17 protein-coding genes, 8 tRNA genes and 1 rRNA gene are annotated in these 18048 nt (G+C 51.0%); 24 read left to right on the top strand and 2 right to left on the bottom strand.

Annotated elements, in window-relative coordinates; translation table 11 throughout:
- From ACLB09_RS25800 to ACLB09_RS25725, 16 genes are all read left to right on the top strand, one after another.
- A 23S ribosomal RNA gene (locus ACLB09_RS25800) occupies positions 1–127 on the top strand; the annotation flags it as partial.
- Between the two features lie 66 nt (positions 128–193).
- Positions 194–285: transfer RNA gene (locus tag ACLB09_RS25795), tRNA-Ser, on the top strand.
- Positions 286–312: 27 nt separating this feature from the next.
- A tRNA-Met gene (locus ACLB09_RS25790) sits at positions 313–389 on the top strand.
- Between the two features lie 9 nt (positions 390–398).
- Positions 399–474 (top strand) — tRNA-Val (locus ACLB09_RS25785).
- An 18-nt stretch (positions 475–492) separates the two neighbouring features.
- Positions 493–568: transfer RNA gene (locus tag ACLB09_RS25780), tRNA-Thr, on the top strand.
- Positions 569–582: 14 nt separating this feature from the next.
- A tRNA-Asp gene (locus tag ACLB09_RS25775) sits at positions 583–659 on the top strand.
- A gap of 81 nt (positions 660–740) precedes the next feature.
- Positions 741–813 (top strand) — tRNA-Phe (locus ACLB09_RS25770).
- A gap of 42 nt (positions 814–855) precedes the next feature.
- Positions 856–940: transfer RNA gene (locus tag ACLB09_RS25765), tRNA-Tyr, on the top strand.
- Between the two features lie 8 nt (positions 941–948).
- Positions 949–1021, top strand: a tRNA-Lys gene (locus tag ACLB09_RS25760).
- Positions 1022–1208: 187 nt separating this feature from the next.
- Positions 1209–2306 carry a PucR family transcriptional regulator gene (locus ACLB09_RS25755; protein ID WP_410772659.1) on the top strand — a complete coding sequence of 366 codons (1098 nt, stop codon included), beginning with the start codon at positions 1209–1211 and terminating at the stop codon, positions 2304–2306.
- Positions 2307–2429: 123 nt separating this feature from the next.
- The gene (locus tag ACLB09_RS25750; protein ID WP_410772658.1) at positions 2430–3548 is read left to right on the top strand and encodes an ABC transporter ATP-binding protein; all 1119 of its coding nucleotides are present in this window, start codon (positions 2430–2432) and stop codon (positions 3546–3548) included.
- Between the two features lie 400 nt (positions 3549–3948).
- Positions 3949–4890: an HPr(Ser) kinase/phosphatase gene (hprK, locus tag ACLB09_RS25745; RefSeq protein WP_410772657.1), complete on the top strand. Its 942-nt coding sequence runs from the start codon at positions 3949–3951 to the stop codon at positions 4888–4890.
- Between the two features lie 11 nt (positions 4891–4901).
- Positions 4902–5966 (top strand): prolipoprotein diacylglyceryl transferase, encoded by a 1065-nt coding sequence (gene lgt / locus ACLB09_RS25740; protein WP_410772656.1) that lies wholly within the window; start codon positions 4902–4904, stop codon positions 5964–5966.
- Positions 5967–5984: 18 nt separating this feature from the next.
- A complete protein-coding gene (ppaX, locus tag ACLB09_RS25735; RefSeq protein WP_410772655.1) occupies positions 5985–6650 on the top strand; it encodes a pyrophosphatase PpaX in 666 nt (221 codons plus the stop codon).
- Positions 6637–7161 carry an acyltransferase gene (locus tag ACLB09_RS25730; RefSeq protein WP_410772654.1) on the top strand — a complete coding sequence of 175 codons (525 nt, stop codon included), beginning with the start codon at positions 6637–6639 and terminating at the stop codon, positions 7159–7161. The genes ppaX and ACLB09_RS25730 overlap by 14 nt, the downstream gene beginning before the upstream one ends.
- Positions 7162–7194: 33 nt before the next feature.
- Entirely contained in the window at positions 7195–7515 is a 321-nt protein-coding gene (locus ACLB09_RS25725) for a carboxymuconolactone decarboxylase family protein (RefSeq protein WP_410772653.1), read from the top strand.
- 86 nt (positions 7516–7601) lie between these two features.
- On the opposite strand, the gene ACLB09_RS25720 is transcribed toward ACLB09_RS25725, so the two are convergent.
- Both ACLB09_RS25720 and ACLB09_RS25715 read right to left on the bottom strand, forming a co-directional pair.
- A complete protein-coding gene (locus tag ACLB09_RS25720) occupies positions 7602–8990 on the bottom strand; it encodes a DUF4179 domain-containing protein (protein WP_410772652.1) in 1389 nt (462 codons plus the stop codon).
- On the bottom strand, positions 8983–9507 hold the full coding sequence (locus ACLB09_RS25715) for a sigma-70 family RNA polymerase sigma factor (RefSeq protein ID WP_410772651.1): 525 nt from the start codon (positions 9505–9507) through the stop codon (positions 8983–8985). Before ACLB09_RS25715 ends, ACLB09_RS25720 begins: the two co-directional genes overlap by 8 nt.
- Positions 9508–9762: 255 nt before the next feature.
- Here ACLB09_RS25715 and ACLB09_RS25710 point away from each other — a divergent pair, with 255 nt between their 5' ends.
- The 8 genes from ACLB09_RS25710 (at position 9763) to hisH (ending at position 17786) form a co-directional block, all read left to right on the top strand.
- The gene (locus tag ACLB09_RS25710) at positions 9763–10986 is read left to right on the top strand and encodes an acyltransferase (protein ID WP_410772650.1); all 1224 of its coding nucleotides are present in this window, start codon (positions 9763–9765) and stop codon (positions 10984–10986) included.
- A 194-nt stretch (positions 10987–11180) separates the two neighbouring features.
- Positions 11181–12398 (top strand): acyltransferase, encoded by a 1218-nt coding sequence (locus tag ACLB09_RS25705; RefSeq protein WP_410772649.1) that lies wholly within the window; start codon positions 11181–11183, stop codon positions 12396–12398.
- Between the two features lie 277 nt (positions 12399–12675).
- Positions 12676–13878: an ATP phosphoribosyltransferase regulatory subunit gene (locus tag ACLB09_RS25700; protein WP_410772648.1), complete on the top strand. Its 1203-nt coding sequence runs from the start codon at positions 12676–12678 to the stop codon at positions 13876–13878.
- Positions 13879–13892: 14 nt separating this feature from the next.
- Positions 13893–14063 (top strand): hypothetical protein, encoded by a 171-nt coding sequence (locus ACLB09_RS25695; RefSeq protein WP_410772647.1) that lies wholly within the window; start codon positions 13893–13895, stop codon positions 14061–14063.
- 406 nt (positions 14064–14469) lie between these two features.
- Complete coding sequence (hisG, locus tag ACLB09_RS25690) at positions 14470–15108, top strand: ATP phosphoribosyltransferase (protein ID WP_410772646.1); 639 nt, start codon at positions 14470–14472, stop codon at positions 15106–15108.
- Positions 15109–15205: 97 nt separating this feature from the next.
- Positions 15206–16516: a histidinol dehydrogenase gene (hisD, locus tag ACLB09_RS25685; protein WP_410772645.1), complete on the top strand. Its 1311-nt coding sequence runs from the start codon at positions 15206–15208 to the stop codon at positions 16514–16516.
- The gene (gene hisB, locus ACLB09_RS25680) at positions 16503–17114 is read left to right on the top strand and encodes an imidazoleglycerol-phosphate dehydratase HisB (protein ID WP_410772644.1); all 612 of its coding nucleotides are present in this window, start codon (positions 16503–16505) and stop codon (positions 17112–17114) included. The genes hisD and hisB overlap by 14 nt, the downstream gene beginning before the upstream one ends.
- A complete protein-coding gene (gene hisH / locus ACLB09_RS25675; RefSeq protein WP_410772643.1) occupies positions 17115–17786 on the top strand; it encodes an imidazole glycerol phosphate synthase subunit HisH in 672 nt (223 codons plus the stop codon).
- The last annotated feature ends 262 nt before the right edge of the window (positions 17787–18048 follow it).

The raw sequence follows: 18048 nt of genomic DNA, 5'->3' as shown, positions 1-18048 counted from the left end.
AGCCCCCCTCAAGATGAGATTTCCCAATTAGTAAGACCCCTTGAAGACGACGAGGTTGATAGGCCTGAGGTGGAAGTGCAGCAATGTATGGAGCTGACAGGTACTAATCGGTCGAGGGCTTATCCAATATCTAAAACACAAATTCACGTTTCGTATCCGGTTTTCAAGGATTAACACCTTGAATTTATGGCTTGGAGAGATACCCAAGTGGCTATAAGGGGACCCTCTGCTAAGGGGTTAGACTGCGTAAGCGGTGCGAGGGTTCGAATCCCTCTCTCTCCGCCATTTGTACAAGCTTAATATCCTTAATATGGCGGTGTAGCTCAGCTGGCTAGAGCGTACGGTTCATACCCGTGAGGTCGGGGGTTCGATCCCCTCCGCCGCTACCATATTACCCTGGAGGCTTAGCTCAGCTGGGAGAGCATCTGCCTTACAAGCAGAGGGTCGGGGGTTCGATCCCCTCAGCCTCCACCATTATATGTTTTACGCCGTGCCGTTGTAGCTCAATTGGTAGAGCAACTGACTTGTAATCAGTAGGTTGGGGGTTCAAGTCCTCTCGACGGCACCATCTTTACCCAATGCGGAGCCGTGGTGTAGAGGCCTAACATGCCTGCCTGTCACGCAGGAGACCGCGGGTTCGAATCCCGTCGGCTCCGCCATTTTTTACAACTTGCATATTTCCACAAAGAAGTGGGAAAGTTACCAACTTAACCGCTTTATTTTTTTGACCAATTTCATATGGCTCGGTAGCTCAGTCGGTAGAGCAGAGGACTGAAAATCCTCGTGTCGGCGGTTCGATTCCGTCCCGAGCCACTTTATGTTACTTAAGGCCTCGGCCTTAATGCAGCATAACCTGGAGGCTTAGTGAAGTGGCTAAACACGGCAGACTGTAAATCTGCTCTCTACGAGTTCGGTGGTTCGAATCCATCAGCCTCCACCATTCTTTATGAGCCATTAGCTCAGTTGGTAGAGCACCTGACTTTTAATCAGGGTGTCGAAGGTTCGAGTCCTTCATGGCTCATCTCAAAAGTCGTCAACTTCGGTTGGCGGCTTTTTTGCGTTTCGGAACCAAAGCGCAGTGCATTGGGGAATTCCATAAAGCCAGATGCTCCTGTCCAAAAAAAGAGGGGCATTACCGTTTGCCGGACGGGTTATGATAAAATGGCTGTAGAATGGTCATAAACTCATGAAATGGAAAGGCAGCCCGTATGGAAATCAATTCGCTAAAACAACAGGTGGAAGAAATCGTAGGCATTCCCTTGACCGTGACGGAGATGGAGAACTCGCAGTGGGAGTCCATAACGGCTCAAGCTGCAAAAATTAATCATGGCACTTTTCGTCTGGACAACCGGATTATTTGGTTTTGTAAAAAGGGCACAACCACGGTACAAGTCCTTGAAGGAAATGCGGCACGGTTTACGGAGAATGAGTCCAAATTGATCGAGCTTTTGATTGCCGGGACCCGAGAAATTAGCAAATCCTTACCGGCCAAGAAAGATGAAGAATCGCGAAGCGTCCAGCTTGGGGAATGGATCGAGCATGGTTTGGAGCAAGGGGAATTAAATATTCCGGTTCCTGACAATTTGGCGCTGAAACCCCGTTTGCAGACTCCGATGCTGCCGCTCTTGGTGAGTTGGGAGAACCGGGCCGGACAAGGCGTAGCCTTTTCAAAATTGTATAAACTGCTTCGAAGCTACTTTGGCGGTGAATTGCTGCTGATTCCTTTAAAAGAAGACTGGCTTATCTTGGTGAGTGAAGCGTTATTGACGGATCTTCGGGAAGAGAGTGAAGAAGGGGCAGACAATGAACGGGATTTGTTAGCCGCTTTATGTCAGGGCTTGTATGAGCTGATTTCGAACGAATGGGCTGGCGGCGGTTGCCATCTGGCCGTTCATGAACTGATAACGGGTGACCACTATATAGGACAGGCTGCTTTGACTCTGAGGGAGACTTTACGGATCGGACATCTGTTCCATGTTGCCGAGCACATTCATTTGCCTTGGGAGCTCCAGTTGGAGCGGTTAATCTGTAGCATTCCGGGCGATGACCGGGAACGCTTCATTACGGAGACGGGCGGTCATCACGTAATCTTTGCGGACGAAGAGATGCTGACTACGCTGGAAACTTTTTTTCAGATGGACTGTAATGTCAGTGAGACGGCTAAAAGGCTCTATATCCACCGTAATACGCTGATGTACCGGATCGATAAGATCAAACAGGAGACGGGTCTTGATGTGCGGACGTTCCGGGACGCGGTTTTGATCAACCTTGAATTATTATTGTACAAAGTGACAAAAAGGGTCTAGCAATTTTGTGCAGTTTGCGTATGGCGGTTTTTTGCCCAGATAGGTATTATATAAATATGAATTGTATCCGATTTCATTTTTTAGATTGAACATCTAAATTTAACTTATTGGGAGGCCAAACCTATGGCAGGCGTACGCTTAGAACACATTTATAAGAAATATGCAGGCGCAGACAAAGCGACTGTAATCGACGTAAATCTTGATATCGCTGATAAGGAGTTCCTCGTATTGGTAGGACCTTCCGGTTGCGGTAAATCGACTACACTGCGGATGATCGCAGGTCTGGAAGAAATCTCCGAAGGTAAACTGTACATCGGCGACCGCGTCGTGAACGACGTAGCTCCGAAAGACCGCGACATCGCGATGGTATTCCAATCCTACGCTTTGTATCCGCACATGAACGTTTACCAAAACATGGCGTTCGGTTTGAAATTGCGTAAAGTGAAGAAAGAAGAAATCGACCAACGCGTTCGCGAAGCAGCGAAGATTCTCGATATCGAGCATTTGCTTGATCGTAAACCAAAAGCCCTTTCCGGTGGTCAACGTCAACGGGTAGCCTTGGGCCGCGCTATTGTCCGCGATCCTCAAGTCTTCCTCATGGACGAACCGCTTTCCAACTTGGATGCTAAACTGCGCGGTCAAATGCGCGCGGAAATCACAAAGCTCGTTAAACGTCTTGAAACAACTTGCATTTACGTAACGCATGACCAAACAGAAGCCATGACAATGGGTGACCGGATCGTAGTAATGCAAGACGGTATCATTCAACAAGCAGCTTCCCCAGAAGAACTGTACAACCAACCGCAAAACATCTTTGTTGCCGGATTTATCGGATCCCCGACAATGAACTTTATCAACGGTACGCTGGTTGAACAAAACGGAGCGGTTTACTTCCAATCCGACTTCGCGAAAGTAGAAGTACCACAAGGCAAAGCCGTAACACTGAAGGAAAAAGGATACGTAAACGGTAAAGAAGTAATCATGGGCGTACGTCCAGAAGACATCCATGAAGAGCCAATCTTCCTGGAAGGATCCCCTAACACGATCTTTACTGCAAACGTAGACGTAACCGAGAACCTGGGTCATGAAATGTTGCTGTACCTGGCAAGCACTTCTTCCCTGATCGCTCGCGTTGACGGACGTTCCAATACTCGCGAAGGCGACAACGTGAAATTGGCGATCGATATGAACAAAATTCATATCTTCGACAAAGAAACCGAATTGAACGTATTCTTTTCTTAATCGATAAGAATCGACATCATCATTAAACCGCCCTTCGGGGCGGTTTTTATTTAAGATAGTATAAAAGTTGGGGGTCGCAGAGGCGGCCTCCATTTTTTTGGTCGTTGATCACAGTCAAGGTTAAGGATTCCAAATGGATATAATATGAGAAGGAGGATTACACATGTGAGGTTATGACAGAACCGTAAGTAAGAAGGAATTCAGCCTAAGAATCCCCCGCAAATCCCGTAATGGGATCAAAGATTGATTTACGGGGGAATTTCCTTTACGATGAATACATTGACAGAGTATGGATTACGAATTTTCTTACATATGATAGAGGGCCGAATTCCTGTGAACTGGCGTGGATCTGTGATCTACACTCAAAACGCGGAGGGTCCTTTCGGAAAGGAAGAACACCATGGCTAAAAAAGTAAAAGTATCGGAATTGGTTAACCAATTCGGGCTGGAGGTTGTTTCCGGGGAACAGGGGCTGAAACGGGTGATTACCGTTGACGATTTGTATCGCCCGGGCCTGGAAATGGCGGGTTATTTTGAATACCATCCGCCTGAACGCGTACAGATTCTCGGAAAAACCGAGCTGGCCTTTTATGAGATGCTTCCGTTGGAAGAACGTAAGGACCGGATGAAACGTCTGTGCAGCAGCGACGAAACGCCATGCATTATCGTAACGAGATCCTGGGAAGTTCCGCAGGAATTGATCGATATCAGTTCGGAAAGAAATATTCCCGTATTACGCAGCAGCATGGCGACAACGATCCTCTCCAGCCGGATCACCAGCTTTCTGGAACGGAAGCTGGCCCCTACGGCCACCATTCATGGTGTCCTGGTTGACGTTTACGGCGTCGGGATGCTGATCACGGGCACCAGCGGCATCGGGAAAAGCGAGACGGCGTTGGAGCTGGTTAAACGCGGCCATCGCTTAATTGCGGACGATGCGGTAGAAATCCGGCAGACATCGGATAATCAGTTGCACGGTTCGGCACCGGAACTGATCCGCCATCTGCTTGAAATCCGCGGGGTCGGTATTATCAATGTAATGACCCTGTTCGGTGCCGGGGCAATCCGGAACAACAAGCGGATCACCCTGGTCGTCAGACTGGAAGCCTGGCAGCAGGAGAAGCAGTATGACAGGCTGGGTCTGGACGAAGAGACGACTCGGATTATTGATACCGATGTCCCGTTGGTTACGATTCCTGTCCGTCCCGGACGAAATCTGGCGGTCATCATTGAAGTGGCTGCGATGAACTTCCGGTTGAAACGGATGGGATACAATGCGGCCCTGCAGTTTACGACGAAGCTGACGGAGACGATTGCGGAAGATATCGACGATTTGGATTAGGAGCGTGAATGATGGGCACCTTGTTATTAAATCCGATCGCTTTTTCGATCGGTAGTCTGGATGTGCATTGGTACGGGCTTATTTTAGGCGCCGGTGCTTTAGCGGGTTTGCTTCTTGCCATATGGGAAGGGAAACGGTTTAACATCCCTCAAGAGTTTTTCATGGACTTGCTGTTGTTAGGGGTTCCATCCGCCATTGTCGCGGCGAGAATCTACTATGTAGCCTTTATGTGGGACGATTATAAGAACAACCTGATTGACATATTTAAAATCTGGAATGGCGGTATTGCCATATACGGGGCGCTCATAGGCGCCATCATCTGTGCGGTCATTTTCGTGCGCAGACGAGGGTACAATTTTTGGCGGATTGCTGACATCTGCGCACCAGGGCTTATTATCGGCCAATTGATCGGCCGTTGGGGCAATTTTGTCAATCAGGAAGCTTATGGCGGCCCGACGACGGAGAGCTTTTTAAGCGATTATTTGCATTTGCCTTCATTTATTGTGAACCAAATGAATGTGAATGGAACTTTCCATCACCCGACATTCCTATATGAATCTTTATGGAACTTGGCAGGATTGGTTATTCTGTTCATTTTGCGGAGACAAAAGTTTTTACGGGCAGGGGAATTGTTCCTTTCCTACTTTATCTGGTATGCCATCGGGCGTTTCTTTATCGAAGCTGTCAGAACGGACAGCTTGGCTTTCCAAGGTGCTGCGTGGCTCGCTTCCTTCGTGAATGGTCTCTGGACTCCGATGACCTGGCTTGGCTTTGAACAGGGGTATTTGGCCCCGTCTTATGGCAATGTAAGAATTTCGCAATTGCTGGCTATTCTCTTCTTCGTCGTGGCGATTGCCTTGATTATTTACCGCCGCAGAACCGTGCGCGACTTGCCGCGATACAGCGATCCGATCGTCTCGACGCGTGTGACAGAGGTGGAGAGTTTGTCTTCGGCTCCTGCAAAAGAGCAGCCGGGTCCTTCTTCAAGTGAGGCGACCCAAGCGCGTCAGGTTGAAGCATCCGAAGAATCTCTGGATATAAATGAACCTGCGGAACCAAAGGGACCTAAGGAGTAACAAAGGAGCAGTTGCTGCATGATCGACACGATATTATTTGATCTCGACGGAACGATTATCGATACCAATGATTTAATTATCAATACATTTATGCATGTGCTTGCCAATCATTTTCCTCAGCAGTCGTACACAAGAGAGCAAATCATCCCCCATATGGGTACGACGCTGGAGCAGCAGATGCAGACCTTCTCCGGAAGGCAAGATGTCGCCAATCTGATCGCGGATTACAGAACGTTTAACAATCTGCATCATGACACAATGGTTCGCGAGTTTCCGCGCGTTAATGAGGTCATCAGCACGTTGCACGAACGAGGGATCACGCTTGGCGTAGTTACGACCAAGATCAGGCCGACTACACTTCGTGCCTTGGACATGTTTGGCCTTAAGAAATATATGGACGTGATCGTGACCGTTCAAGATGTGGAGCATCCAAAGCCGCATCCTGAACCGGTGCTGAAGGCGATCGGCCAACTTGGCGCCGATCCGAATCGTACGCTTATGGTTGGGGACAGCGCGGCGGATATTCAATCCGCGAAAGCCGCTGGAGTAAAGGCAGCCGCGGTTGCCTGGTCATTGAAGGGCGTAGAAGTGCTGAGTCAATATCATCCGGATTATATCCTGCAGGACATGACCGATATATACGGCGTGTTGGGATGGGAGTCTGTGAGAAGTGAGAAAGGTTAAGCGCTACCCGGTCGAAGGGCCGAACGCTTTATGGCAGTTGTACCGGACAGTGAGCCCCTGGAAGGGGGTCAAAAATTTTATTTTCATCCAAATCAGCAGATATTGCCCGGTATTGTCCGTGAAAAACTGGATATACCGCCGCATTCTCGGCATGAAGGTAGGCGAGCATACCGCTTTTGGGCTGATGGTGATGGTGGACGTGTTTTTTCCGGAGCTGATCAGGATCGGACACAATTCGGTCATCGGATATAATACGACCATTCTGGCGCACGAATACCTGATCAAGGAGTATCGGCTTGGCGAGGTGGTCATCGGCGATGAAGTGCTGATAGGCGCCAATTCAACCATTCTCCCCGGCGTTACTATCGGCGATGGCGCCGTGGTTGCCGCCGGTTCTGTGGTACATAAGGACGTGGCTCCAGGTACGTTTGTGGGCGGTAATCCGCTTAGGGTTCTGGAACGGAAGAATCCGGAAGGAATGGCTAACGGAGGCGTCGAAATGGAATGTTGAAACAGTTATTCCATTAGAGGAGATGTGGTTGAAATGAGCGACATGGCTTTTGTCAGCAGCGCGTTTCATACGTTCATCAAGGAAGCTCCGGAGCAGCAGCGGATTTGGACGGAGACGGCCCGGCAGTTGGGGGAAGTCAGCAAACTGGATCCTAAAACCGAAGAGCTGGCTTATATCGCCGTGCTTGCGGCGGCCCGCATGGAGAGCGGGATCCCTTTTCACGTGAAGCATGCCAAATCGCTGGGCGCTTCGCGGGACGAGATTATCAGCGCCGTTCTGGTCGGTCTGCCCGCGGTTGGGAATGCGGTTATTCAAGTGCTTCCCGCGGCGATCCAAGCATTCGACGAGGAATAAAGCGGAGCCGATGAACGGTATTGCCCGAAAAACTTGACCCTGATATTTAAGAGAGGCCTATGCGTAATGCGCATAGGCCTCTTTAATCATTCTTTCAATTTGATGTTTACTTCCAACGGTTGCTTGATATCAGATTCCGTGGCGGAAGTGAGCGTGAACGTAAGCGGTTGGGCGTATTGCCCGGGTTTCAAATAGAAAGAGATCGTAACTGTCGATTCGTCCGAGTAATAATTGGGATATCCGTCCTTTATCGAAAATTGAGCACCGTTGTTGTCGGAAAAATAGTTTTGCAATTCAAGAAAGAAAGCAATGTCGGAATCTTTCCGCTCATATTGGAGCCGGATTTCCGTGGAATTCTTCCCTTGAATGACATCCTCCAGTTGAATGGGTGAATCGGATGTCTTAATCTGCTTTTTCTCCGTATCAATGGCCACTTCCCTTTCGGTATAGGAGGTTTCGGAAAATCCTGTGCCTCTTAAGGTAACCTCATTCCAATCGCTGTAATACAGGCTGTCAAAATGGAGCGCGGACAGGCTCGCCTTGCCGTCTCGTATTTTGTACTCAGCATGTCTGCTTATTAGAAAATATTGAAATTGATCCTTTTTTGTCTCGCCCAGATACAATTTGACATTCTTGATCTGCCCTAAACTTTTGTAACGGGACGCATAGTCGGATTCGATTTGTACTTTAGTAGTTAAGGGAGTAAGGATCATTTCCGCAATCGTGATCTTATTCCCTTGGATGGTGGCCGATTGGTCAATGGGAACAATCCGTTCCATCTCCGCGTACTTGCCGCTATCGATTTGTACGGGGACTTCCAAGGTGGTCTGCTTGGCATCCGGATCCAGGTCCTTGCTGATTTGTCCGGAAAAAGTAAAATGGTCCGGCGTAGACCAACCGTCAACGAAACTGACGGCATAGTAACTATGACTGATATTTTCATCATGAACCGCCTGACCCGATGAGATAAAACGCGGCATAATCATTTCCTTGCCGTCAGGTCCGATCAATTTCGGTGTCAAGTCCGATTTTGACCCATTTGCCGCCAGGTTTTCGGTAGTAAAGAACACGATCATTTTTCGGCTATCGGCCAATACCCCGTCTACGGTCACCCTGTAACCGTCTTTTTCGGCCATCCGATTAACAGGTTGATACAAACCATGATCTGCGGCTGGCTTCATATTCGAGGTCATCAAAGTCTGGACATAATCCGGAATATTGCTGCCGGAGCTGCCCATGACGGCTCCTGTTTTCACAGATGGCTCTAGCTGCCAAACCGCGAAAAGCAGCAGAAATCCGGCAAGCGCACCTGCAACGATTCCCGAGCGGCGGAGAAAGGTAACCCTTTGCCGTCTTTGTTTGCCGCGCTTTATTCCGTTGCGGATGGCGGCATTCAATTGCTCTTCGCCTGCTTGTTCCTCGGACTGGCGCAACTCCTCAAATAATTGGGCGTAACGCTCCTTCACCTCATCCATAGTACAATTCACCTCCCCAGGTCATTTTGTTCCTGAGCTGTTTTAGCCCTTGATGAAGCCAGGTTTTTATCGTCCCTTCGGGGCGGTCCAGCACTTTTGCAATCTCGGTAAGCGTCATGTCCTGATAGTATTTCAACGTAAGCACATGACGATACTTGGGCTTTAGTCTTTCCAAGGCGATTTCCAGGTCCAGCTTGTACACGCTGATCATTTCGCCGTTCTCGGATGACGAGAGCGAGGACAGCGGAAGAACCCGTTTCCGCCGCTTCTGCTCATCGATGCACAGGTTGATCAGGATTCGTATCAGCCAAGGAACGAATGCGTCGGGATCCTTCAGTTGCCGGCATTTAACCCATGCCTTGCATACCGTTTCCTGGACGACGTCCAGAGCATCCGATTCGCTTCGTAAGTAGCTGTAAGCTATACTGTAAAGCTTTCTTTTATGCGCAAATATTAATTGGTAAAAGGCCTGTTCGTCCCCTCTGCATGCAGCGGCGGCCCATTCTCTCTCGTCCACTAGCGGACTCCTTTCCATAATGACAACAATGATGCGGGATTACCGGCCGGTAAATTTTGTACCCTACTATTAAGACGCTGCAGAGATATGAACGGTTTTTTATTTTTCAAGCGCATGCTAAAAACCTCCAAATCCTATGACTACGGAGTTGAGCGGGTCCTTAACTTTCAGCTTGAATTCAGCCCGAATTCAGTTTGCAGGAGTAATCTTAGTGCCGTGAGCATTTAAGAGAATTCGATAACTGGAAGTGATACTGTGGGTTCAAAGGGGAAGGAAATTATCAAGGAAAGGCTGCCTCAGCTTGAATTGTTTCGGGCGTTTGCCATCTTCTGTGTGATTCAGGTGCATGCTTCTTCTACTGCAGCGGCGGAGCAGGCCTTAACCTCGCCGATTTACTATTTTTACAACTGGATGAACATGTTCTTTAAAATCGGGACGACTTCGTTCATTTTTCTAAGCAGTTTCGTGCTGTTCTACAATTATTCCGAAAAACGGTTGGACCGGAAGTTGGTCGGGGGATTTTATAAAAAGCGGCTTGTAAGCATCATTATCCCATATGTTCTGGTGTCTTGCTGCTATTATGTGGTGGTGGCCTGGCAGAATAACAGGTTCTTGAATAAGCCTATTATGGATCAATTAAAATTGCTCGGCTCCCAATTGTTAACGGGTACGGCATATACGCATCTATATTTTATTATTATAAATATCCAGTTCTATATCTTGTTTCCGCTGATGCTCAAGCTGCTGCAATGCATGCGGGGCAAACGGGGGTGGTTGGGGCTGATTTTTCCTGCGGGACTTGCCCTGCAGTGGGGATTCTACTTCTGGAATAAATATCAGCTCCATCTCCCCAACAAAGGAAGCTATGCATTGTCGTACATGTCTTACTATCTGCTCGGGGCCGTTCTGGCCATTTATTTCGATAAGATCAAATTATGGCTGACCGCGGATTGGCGGAGCCAACCCGTTCGGAATAAAATCTGCACGATCGCTTTGTGGGCAAGCTGGCTGGCGGTCACGTTCTATCATATACAGCTATGGTATGAATATAGGTTGGGGCTGAACAGTTGGAGTACGCTTTGGTTTGAGGTCGTATGGAATGTGCATACGCTTCTGTCGGCCCTTGTTTTGTTGAAGGCAGCCTTTTTGGTGTACCGAAAGTGTTCGCCCTTCTTGGTAAAAGCGTTGACCCGCCTGGGTGAGCTCTCCTTCGGGATTTACCTGTTTCATCCCATTGTCCTTAGGGAATATCGTTTCATCCGGCACCGGGTTACTTTTTCGCCTAATTCGGTCCTGTATTTGGTGTATATCCTTGGCGGTTCGCTGTGCGCGCTTGTCCTGTCCTGGATGTTCGTCCGGATTTGTTTTAAACGTCTTCCTTTTGCCTCCTGGTTTCTTGGGAAAGCTCCGGATTCCATGAAGAGAACCACTGTTAAAAATAGCGGTGGACGGCTTCACGCTGATCGTGCTTTAAAGTAAAATCGAAAATCCGGGTTCCCTAATTTTCCAGATCTAGGTATGATGGTAGTGGAGGATAATTAAAGCTTATCGGCAATGCAATATTTTCACAGCTTCATTTCAGCAGGTTATAGGGTAACTAAGTATTAACTTACGTCTTGTACAGCACAGAGTAGTTAGCATGCAGGAGCCTATGAATACTGGGAGTTGATGAAGTGAGTTTGAAAGTCAGGGAAAGATTGCCTCAGCTGGATCTGTTTCGGGCGTTTGCTATATTTAGCGTAATTCAAGTCCATGCTTCTTCTTACGCAGCCGGATGGCAAGCGGTGGATTCCTCTTCGTTTTATTTCTACAATTGGATGAACATCTTTTTTAGAATCGGGACGAGTTCGTTTATATTTCTAAGCAGTTTTGTCCTCTTTTATAATTACTACGACAAACCGGTAAGCCGTGACTTAATCAGCCGGTTTTACAAAAAGCGGCTCACGTATATTATCTTGCCGTATTTGCTTGTGTCTATCTGCTATTTCTTGGTGGCGATGTGGATTCAAAAAGATTTTCTCGACCACTCCGTGGCCCAGCTATTCGGCTCCTTGGGGATCAAGCTGCTGACGGGTAGCGCCTATACTCATTTATATTTCATTTTTATCAATATTCAATTTTACATTCTTTTCCCGCTGCTGCTTTGGCTGGTTCAATTTCTGGGCAAAAGCAAGCTTTCGGCGGCTTGGATATTTCCAGCCGGGTTGGCTATCCAGTGGGGGTTCTTCTACTGGAACCAATACCAATTGGAGCTTCCCAACAAAGGGAGCTTCGCTCCCTCGTACATGTCTTTTTACATGTTGGGGGCCGTAGCTGCGATTTATTTCGATAAAATCAAAGGCTGGCTGACAACGGACTGGAGAGATTCAAGCAAGGTACAAAAAGCGTGGACGGTGTCTCTTTGGGGCGGCTGGCTGATCATAGCTTTTCTCGACGTCCAACTATACTTTTTATTCAGAACCAAAGCGTACCTTCCAAGCACCGATATTTTTGAACTCGTATGGAACATTCATCTGTTGCTCTCCGCGGCGGTGCTACTGAAGGGGGCTTTTCTGGTTTATCGCAAGGGCTCGGCCTTTTGGGTAAAGGCATTGACCCGTCTGGGCGAGCTCTCCTTTGCCATCTATCTGTTTCATCCGATCGTGCTGCTGGTTTATCGTAAGTTTCGTAACCGGTTGGCGGGAGAAGAGATTTCGCTGGCCTACTTCTTCTTTATTATCGGCGGGTCAGTCTGCGCGCTGATTCTGTCGTGGATCTTTGTACAGTTCTGTTTCAGACGGCTTCCGTTTGCCTCGTGGTTCCTTGGAAATGTACCGAATTCGCTGAATAAGAGGAAAAAGCTGCCGGCTCCGGATCCTGGATCCTCCCCAACCGTGAATGTGAATATGTAACCGAAGGAAGCCGGCTTGGGAGCAAGCCGGTTTTTTGATTTGGGGCGCGGAAAGCCGGTCAATGACATTATGGATTTTTCTTACTATACTAGGATTACGGTGCGATTGGCACCGTAAGGACAAGCTAAGCTGGCATGCGTTGACGATTTCGGAACATCTATGATAAGATATGCCATATTCTTTAATTTGGTAGTATGGTAGCACTTTAATATGATAAAGAAAATGAAATTGAAATGTGACCCTTTGTGGAAGACATTATAGGGATGGGGTGAACGGTTTGTCGAAACCGAAAGGCTTTGAAAAACCGGCCGGCGTTCGCGATTATTTGCCGCATGCGGTAGAGAAGCTGCGGGCCATTGAACGCAGCGTGCTGGATTGTATGGCAGGTTGGGGCTATCGTCAAATTATGACGCCGACGATGGAATATTACGATACGGTGGGCGTTGCCAGTTCGACGTCCGATCAAAAGCTGTTCAAACTGCTCAATAACCGGGGAACCACGATGGTTCTCCGTTCGGATATGACGGCACCGATCGCCCGGGTCGTGGCTTCGATGCTGAAAGAGGAGCCGCTTCCGCTACGGCTGTCCTATCATGCCAACGTGTTTCGTTCCATTGAAGAGGAAGCGGGAAAAGAGGCCGAGTTTTTTCAAACCGGTGTTGAGTTGGTAGGGGACGATTCGCCGGAGGCGGATGCCGAAGTCGTGGCGCTTGCGGTAGCCTCGCTTAAGGCGGCGGGAGTCACGTCCTTCAAGATCGCCCTTGGCCATGTCGGGTTTCTGAACGGGCTATTGGAAGAAGCGGTGCCTGGCCGGGAGGACGTCCGTGAAACGTTGAAGGATTGTCTCCTTCAACGGGATTTTGTCGGCTACCGCGAGACTTTGGCGGGCCTGTCTTTATCGGAGGAGCAGCGCGATGAGCTGGAGGGCATCCTCCGGCTGCGCGGCGGGAAAGAAATTTGCCGCCAGGCGCTGGAGCTTAGCGCGAATCCGCTGGCGCAGCATGCGGTCCGGCACCTCAGCGAGGTGTGGGATGCCCTGGAGGATTACGGCGTAGCCAAGCAAGTGATGATCGATCTCACGATGATCGGCGATTTCTCTTACTACACGGGCATGACATTCGAAGGCTATGCTGCAGAGCTGGGCTTTCCGGTGTGCAGCGGCGGACGCTATGACAATCTGTTGCAGCAGTTTGGACGACCGGCTCCGGCGACGGGGTTCTCGCTCAAGACGAACCGGATTCTCGACGGTGTCGACGGCATCGTCGTGGAGCCGGAGCTGCCGGTGCTGCTGCAATATGACGCGGCGAACCGCAAGCTTGCGTTCGCCGAAGCGGAGCAGCTGCGCGGCGAAGGGCGCCGCGTCGTGATGCGCCATGTCGACGGGCCGGCCGATGTGCTAGGCGAAACGATCGCCCGCGAGGTTCGTTCAGGACCGCTGGGCCCGGCGTACGGCGAGATCCGGACTTATACGAGCTTCTAGAGGGAACCGATAGATTGAGGATCGCCGAAACGCTCGCTGTAACGATTGCCGTAACGATTACCGGAGCGGCGATTGAGAGTACGGGACTGAGGTTGCGGCGACTGAAGGGCGAGAGAAGACGCGATGCTTGCTGGGGCGCAGCAGTGGCACACCTAGGGGTGGCCGGTTATCCTGTCCGCGGTTAATCCTTCTTCCGCTAGATAAATTAACTGGAAAACGTCCAGTTATTTCATGGATTTTCCGGAGTATGGTCGGTTGGCGGCCGAATTAACTGTAGGTTTTCCATCTAAATATGAAAATTGACCGCTTAGAGGAGATTTAGCTGTAGGTTTTCCAGTTAATTGCGATGAGATGATAGGTAGCTACGTTCGGTGAGTTGTGGAATATGGAGTAGCCGAAGCAGGAGTGCATGGAGCAACGGAGTAATTAATGCTTATTGGATTTACTGTTGGCTAACGGTGTTAATGACGCTAATGAAATTACTGATGCTAAAGTGCTAAGGGTTTTTATGTAACTAGTGTAGTTAGTTTGCGGAAATGATGCAGCTCATGCAATTGATGCAAGTTGGTCGAAAGGAGGGCTTGATCTATTTTGGGCGAGATTATAAAAGTTGCGATGCCTAAAGGGCGTATATATAAAAAGGCGTCGGCCCTGTTTCGTGAAGCGGGGATACAGATACCCACGGACGTAGATGAGTCCCGCAAGCTGGTCATTCCATTGCCGGAGATCGGCATGGAGTTCATTTTGGCAAAACCGGTCGATGTGCCGACTTATGTGGAATATGGCGTGGCCGACATCGGTATCGTCGGCAAGGACGTGCTGATGGAAGAGAACCGGGACGTGTACGAATTGCTGGACCTCGGCATCGCCCGCTGCCGCATGTCGGTGATCGCGCTGCCGGACTGGAAGCCGGGGATTCAACAGCGGGTGGCGACCAAGTATCCGAACGTCGCTTCGCAGTATTTTCGCGAGCATGGCCAGCAGGTGGAGGTTATCAAGCTGAACGGGTCCATCGAGCTGGCTCCGCTCATCGGCCTGGCCGACCGGATTGTTGATATGGTCGAGACGGGACAGACGCTGCGGGAGAACGGACTGGTCGAATTGGAGAGTATATTTGAAATCACGAGCCGTCTGGTGGCCAACCGGGTTAGCTATCGGATGAAGAACGCCGAAATTCAGGCGGTTAGCGATGCGCTGGAGAAGGTGATCGCTCTGAGAAGCGAAGCATAATCCACGTATCATGAAAAGCGCAGAAATTTTTAGATAAACTAAACCGAAGAGGTTGAATGCTATTTTAACAATGACGGAAGCCGGGGAGGACTGCAGGATGAAAATAGTGAAAGCGGAGGAGTTTGATCTGCGGCGGGAGGTCGAATACGGATCGGCGGAACAGAATGAAGCGGTCCGGGCCATCGTTTCGGATGTGAAAAAAGAAGGGGATGCCGCGCTGCTGCGTTATACTGAGAAGTTTGACGGCGTACGATTGGAGCCGGACGGCCTTCGGGTTACGCAAGAGGAATTGCAGGCGGCATACGGCCAAGTGGAGCCGTCGTTCGTTGAAGCCATTTCGGCGGCCGCGGCCAATATTCGCGCCTTTCATTTGCGGCAGAAGCGCAACTCCTGGATGGACTTGCAGCCCGACGGCAGCTTGCTCGGGCAAATCATCCGGCCGCTTAAGCGGGTCGGCGTGTATGTACCGGGCGGCAAAGCAGCGTATCCTTCCTCGGTGCTGATGAACGTCATTCCGGCACAAGTCGCCGGCGTGCCGGAGATCGTGATGGTCACGCCGCCGGCGACCGGCGGGAAAGCGGGCATCGACCCGTATATTCTCGTCGCTGCGGCCGAAGCCGGCGTGCACGAAATTTACCGGGTCGGGGGAGCCCAGGCCGTAGCGGCGCTGGCCTATGGCACGGATACGATTGCGCCGGTCGATAAGATCTGCGGACCGGGCAATATTTACGTCGCGCTGGCGAAGCGCGAGGTGTACGGCGTGGTCGACATCGACAGCATCGCCGGACCGAGCGAGATCGCCGTGCTGGCGGACGACAGCGCCGATCCCGCCTATGTGGCGGCGGACCTGCTGTCCCAGGCCGAGCATGACGAGATGGCGTCGGCGATTCTCGTGACGCCGTCCGAGGCTTTTGCGAAGGCGTGTCAGGCGGAGGTTGAGCGCCAGCTGGCGGAGCTGCCGCGCCGGGACATCGCCGGGGCTTCGGTTCGGGATTACGGCGCAGTGATTCTCGTCGATTCCGTGGAAGCGGGAATCGAGGTCATCAATAAGCTGGCGCCGGAGCATTTTGAGCTGATCGTGGAGGAACCGATGGCTTATCTCGGCTTGATCGAGAACGCCGGAGCGATTTTCCTCGGGCCGTACAGCTCGGAGCCGGTGGGCGATTATTTTGCCGGACCGAACCATATTATTCCGACCAACGGCACGGCGCGGTTTTCGTCGCCGGTCGATGTGGACGATTTTATTAAAAAATCGAGTCTGATTTATTACAGCAAGCAAGCGCTGCTGCAAAACGGCGCGACGATCATGGAGCTTGCGCGGCGGGAAGGCCTGGAAGGCCATGCCCGGGCGATCGGGATCCGGCTGCTTAAAGAAGGAAAGGCGGGGGCGAACAATGACAACCAATAACTCGGAAGCGCGGGAACGCCGCGCGGAGATCAGCCGCAAAACGAACGAGACGGACATCAAGCTGCAATTTGCGGTCGATGGTACAGGCCAATCGGAGCTGGCGACGGACGTGCCGTTCTTAAACCATATGCTGGATTTATTCACGAAGCATGGGCATTTTGACCTTTCGGTGCAGGCGCATGGAGATATCGATATCGACGATCATCATACGGTCGAGGATATCGGCATCTGCCTGGGGCAGTGCCTCCGCGAAGCGCTCGGCGACAAGCGGGGCATCAAGCGTTACGCCAGCGTATTCATTCCGATGGATGAAGCGCTTGCGCAGGTGGTCATCGACGTTAGCAACCGGCCGCACTTTGAATACCGCGCGGAGTATCCGTCCGACCGGGTCGGCAGCTTCGACGTCCAGCTCGTACACGAGTTTCTTTGGAAGCTGGCGTTGGAGGCACGGATCACGCTGCATGTGATCGTGCATTACGGCCAGAACACGCATCATATGATCGAAGCGGTGTTCAAGGCGCTCGGACGGGCCATTGATGAGGCGACGAGCCTGGATCCGCGCGTGACGGGCGTGCCGTCGACGAAGGGAGTGCTGTAGGTGACGATCGCAATTGTCGACTACGGCATGGGCAATTTGCACAGCGTCAGCAAGGCCGTCGAGCGGCTCGGTTACGAGGGGCTCGTCACCAGCGACGCTGACGCGATCTTGAGCGCCGACGGCGTACTGCTGCCCGGCGTCGGCGCCTTCGGCGACGCGATGGAGCATCTCCGCGCGTCGGGGCTGGACGCCGTGGTGCGCCAGGCGGCCGCGGCGGGAGTGCCGCTGCTCGGCATTTGCCTCGGCATGCAGCTGCTCTTCAGCGAGAGCGAAGAGCATGGGCGGAACGAGGGCTTCGGCATTTTGCCGGGCAAGGCGGTGCGTTTTGGCGGCAGCGGTGCGGACGGCGGTGCCGGCGCTGCCGCTGGTGCCCCGGGCGGCCTGAAGGTGCCGCACATGGGCTGGAACCGGCTGGCGTTCCTGCAGCCGGAAAGCCCGCTCCTGGCGGGCCTTGAGGAAGGACACGTATACTTTGTCCATTCCTATCACGTGCTGCCGGAGCGTCGGGAAGACCTGCTGGCCGTTACGGACTACGGCCACCCGGTCACGGCCATCGTGGGCCGCGGCAACGTGTACGGCATGCAGTTCCATCCGGAAAAGAGCGGCGAGCTCGGGATGGCGCTATTGCGCAATTTCCTATCGCTGGCCGAGAGGGAAAAAATAACTACCTAATCTAAAGATGATAAGCGGGGAGGAGTCCCCTCGTTGGAGAATATCCAACGAATAGGATCCAAATATGGAGAGCAGGCTCATTCATTGGAGATTATCCAATGAAATGACCGAAATGTACCCGAATCGGGCTCGATATGGACTTAGACTATTAAGTGGACACACCTCTAATGGAACCTGCTAAACTAAAAGAAATAATGTTGAGGTGTGACATGGGACAAAAACGGAAACATTACACTGAAGAATTTAGACGAAAAACGATTGA

Source organism: Fontibacillus forbon (genome assembly GCF_046559655.1).
In the GTDB taxonomy this organism is placed as follows: Bacteria; Bacillota; Bacilli; order Paenibacillales; family Paenibacillaceae; genus Fontibacillus.
This window is presented reverse-complemented; position numbering and strand designations above follow the sequence as displayed.

Excerpts from the sequence above, each read along its gene's own strand:
- hisD (WP_410772645.1), top strand. The coding sequence starts at position 15,206 with ATGAAAATAGTGAAAGCGGAGGAGTTTGATCTGCGGCGGGAGGTCGAA.
- hprK (WP_410772657.1), top strand. The coding sequence starts at position 3,949 with ATGGCTAAAAAAGTAAAAGTATCGGAATTGGTTAACCAATTCGGGCTG.
- ACLB09_RS25750 (WP_410772658.1), top strand. The coding sequence starts at position 2,430 with ATGGCAGGCGTACGCTTAGAACACATTTATAAGAAATATGCAGGCGCA.
- hisB (WP_410772644.1), top strand. The coding sequence starts at position 16,503 with ATGACAACCAATAACTCGGAAGCGCGGGAACGCCGCGCGGAGATCAGC.
- ACLB09_RS25755 (WP_410772659.1), top strand. The coding sequence starts at position 1,209 with ATGGAAATCAATTCGCTAAAACAACAGGTGGAAGAAATCGTAGGCATT.
- ppaX (WP_410772655.1), top strand. The coding sequence starts at position 5,985 with ATGATCGACACGATATTATTTGATCTCGACGGAACGATTATCGATACC.
- ACLB09_RS25720 (WP_410772652.1), bottom strand. The coding sequence starts at position 8,990 with ATGGATGAGGTGAAGGAGCGTTACGCCCAATTATTTGAGGAGTTGCGC.
- ACLB09_RS25725 (WP_410772653.1), top strand. The coding sequence starts at position 7,195 with ATGAGCGACATGGCTTTTGTCAGCAGCGCGTTTCATACGTTCATCAAG.
- lgt (WP_410772656.1), top strand. The coding sequence starts at position 4,902 with ATGGGCACCTTGTTATTAAATCCGATCGCTTTTTCGATCGGTAGTCTG.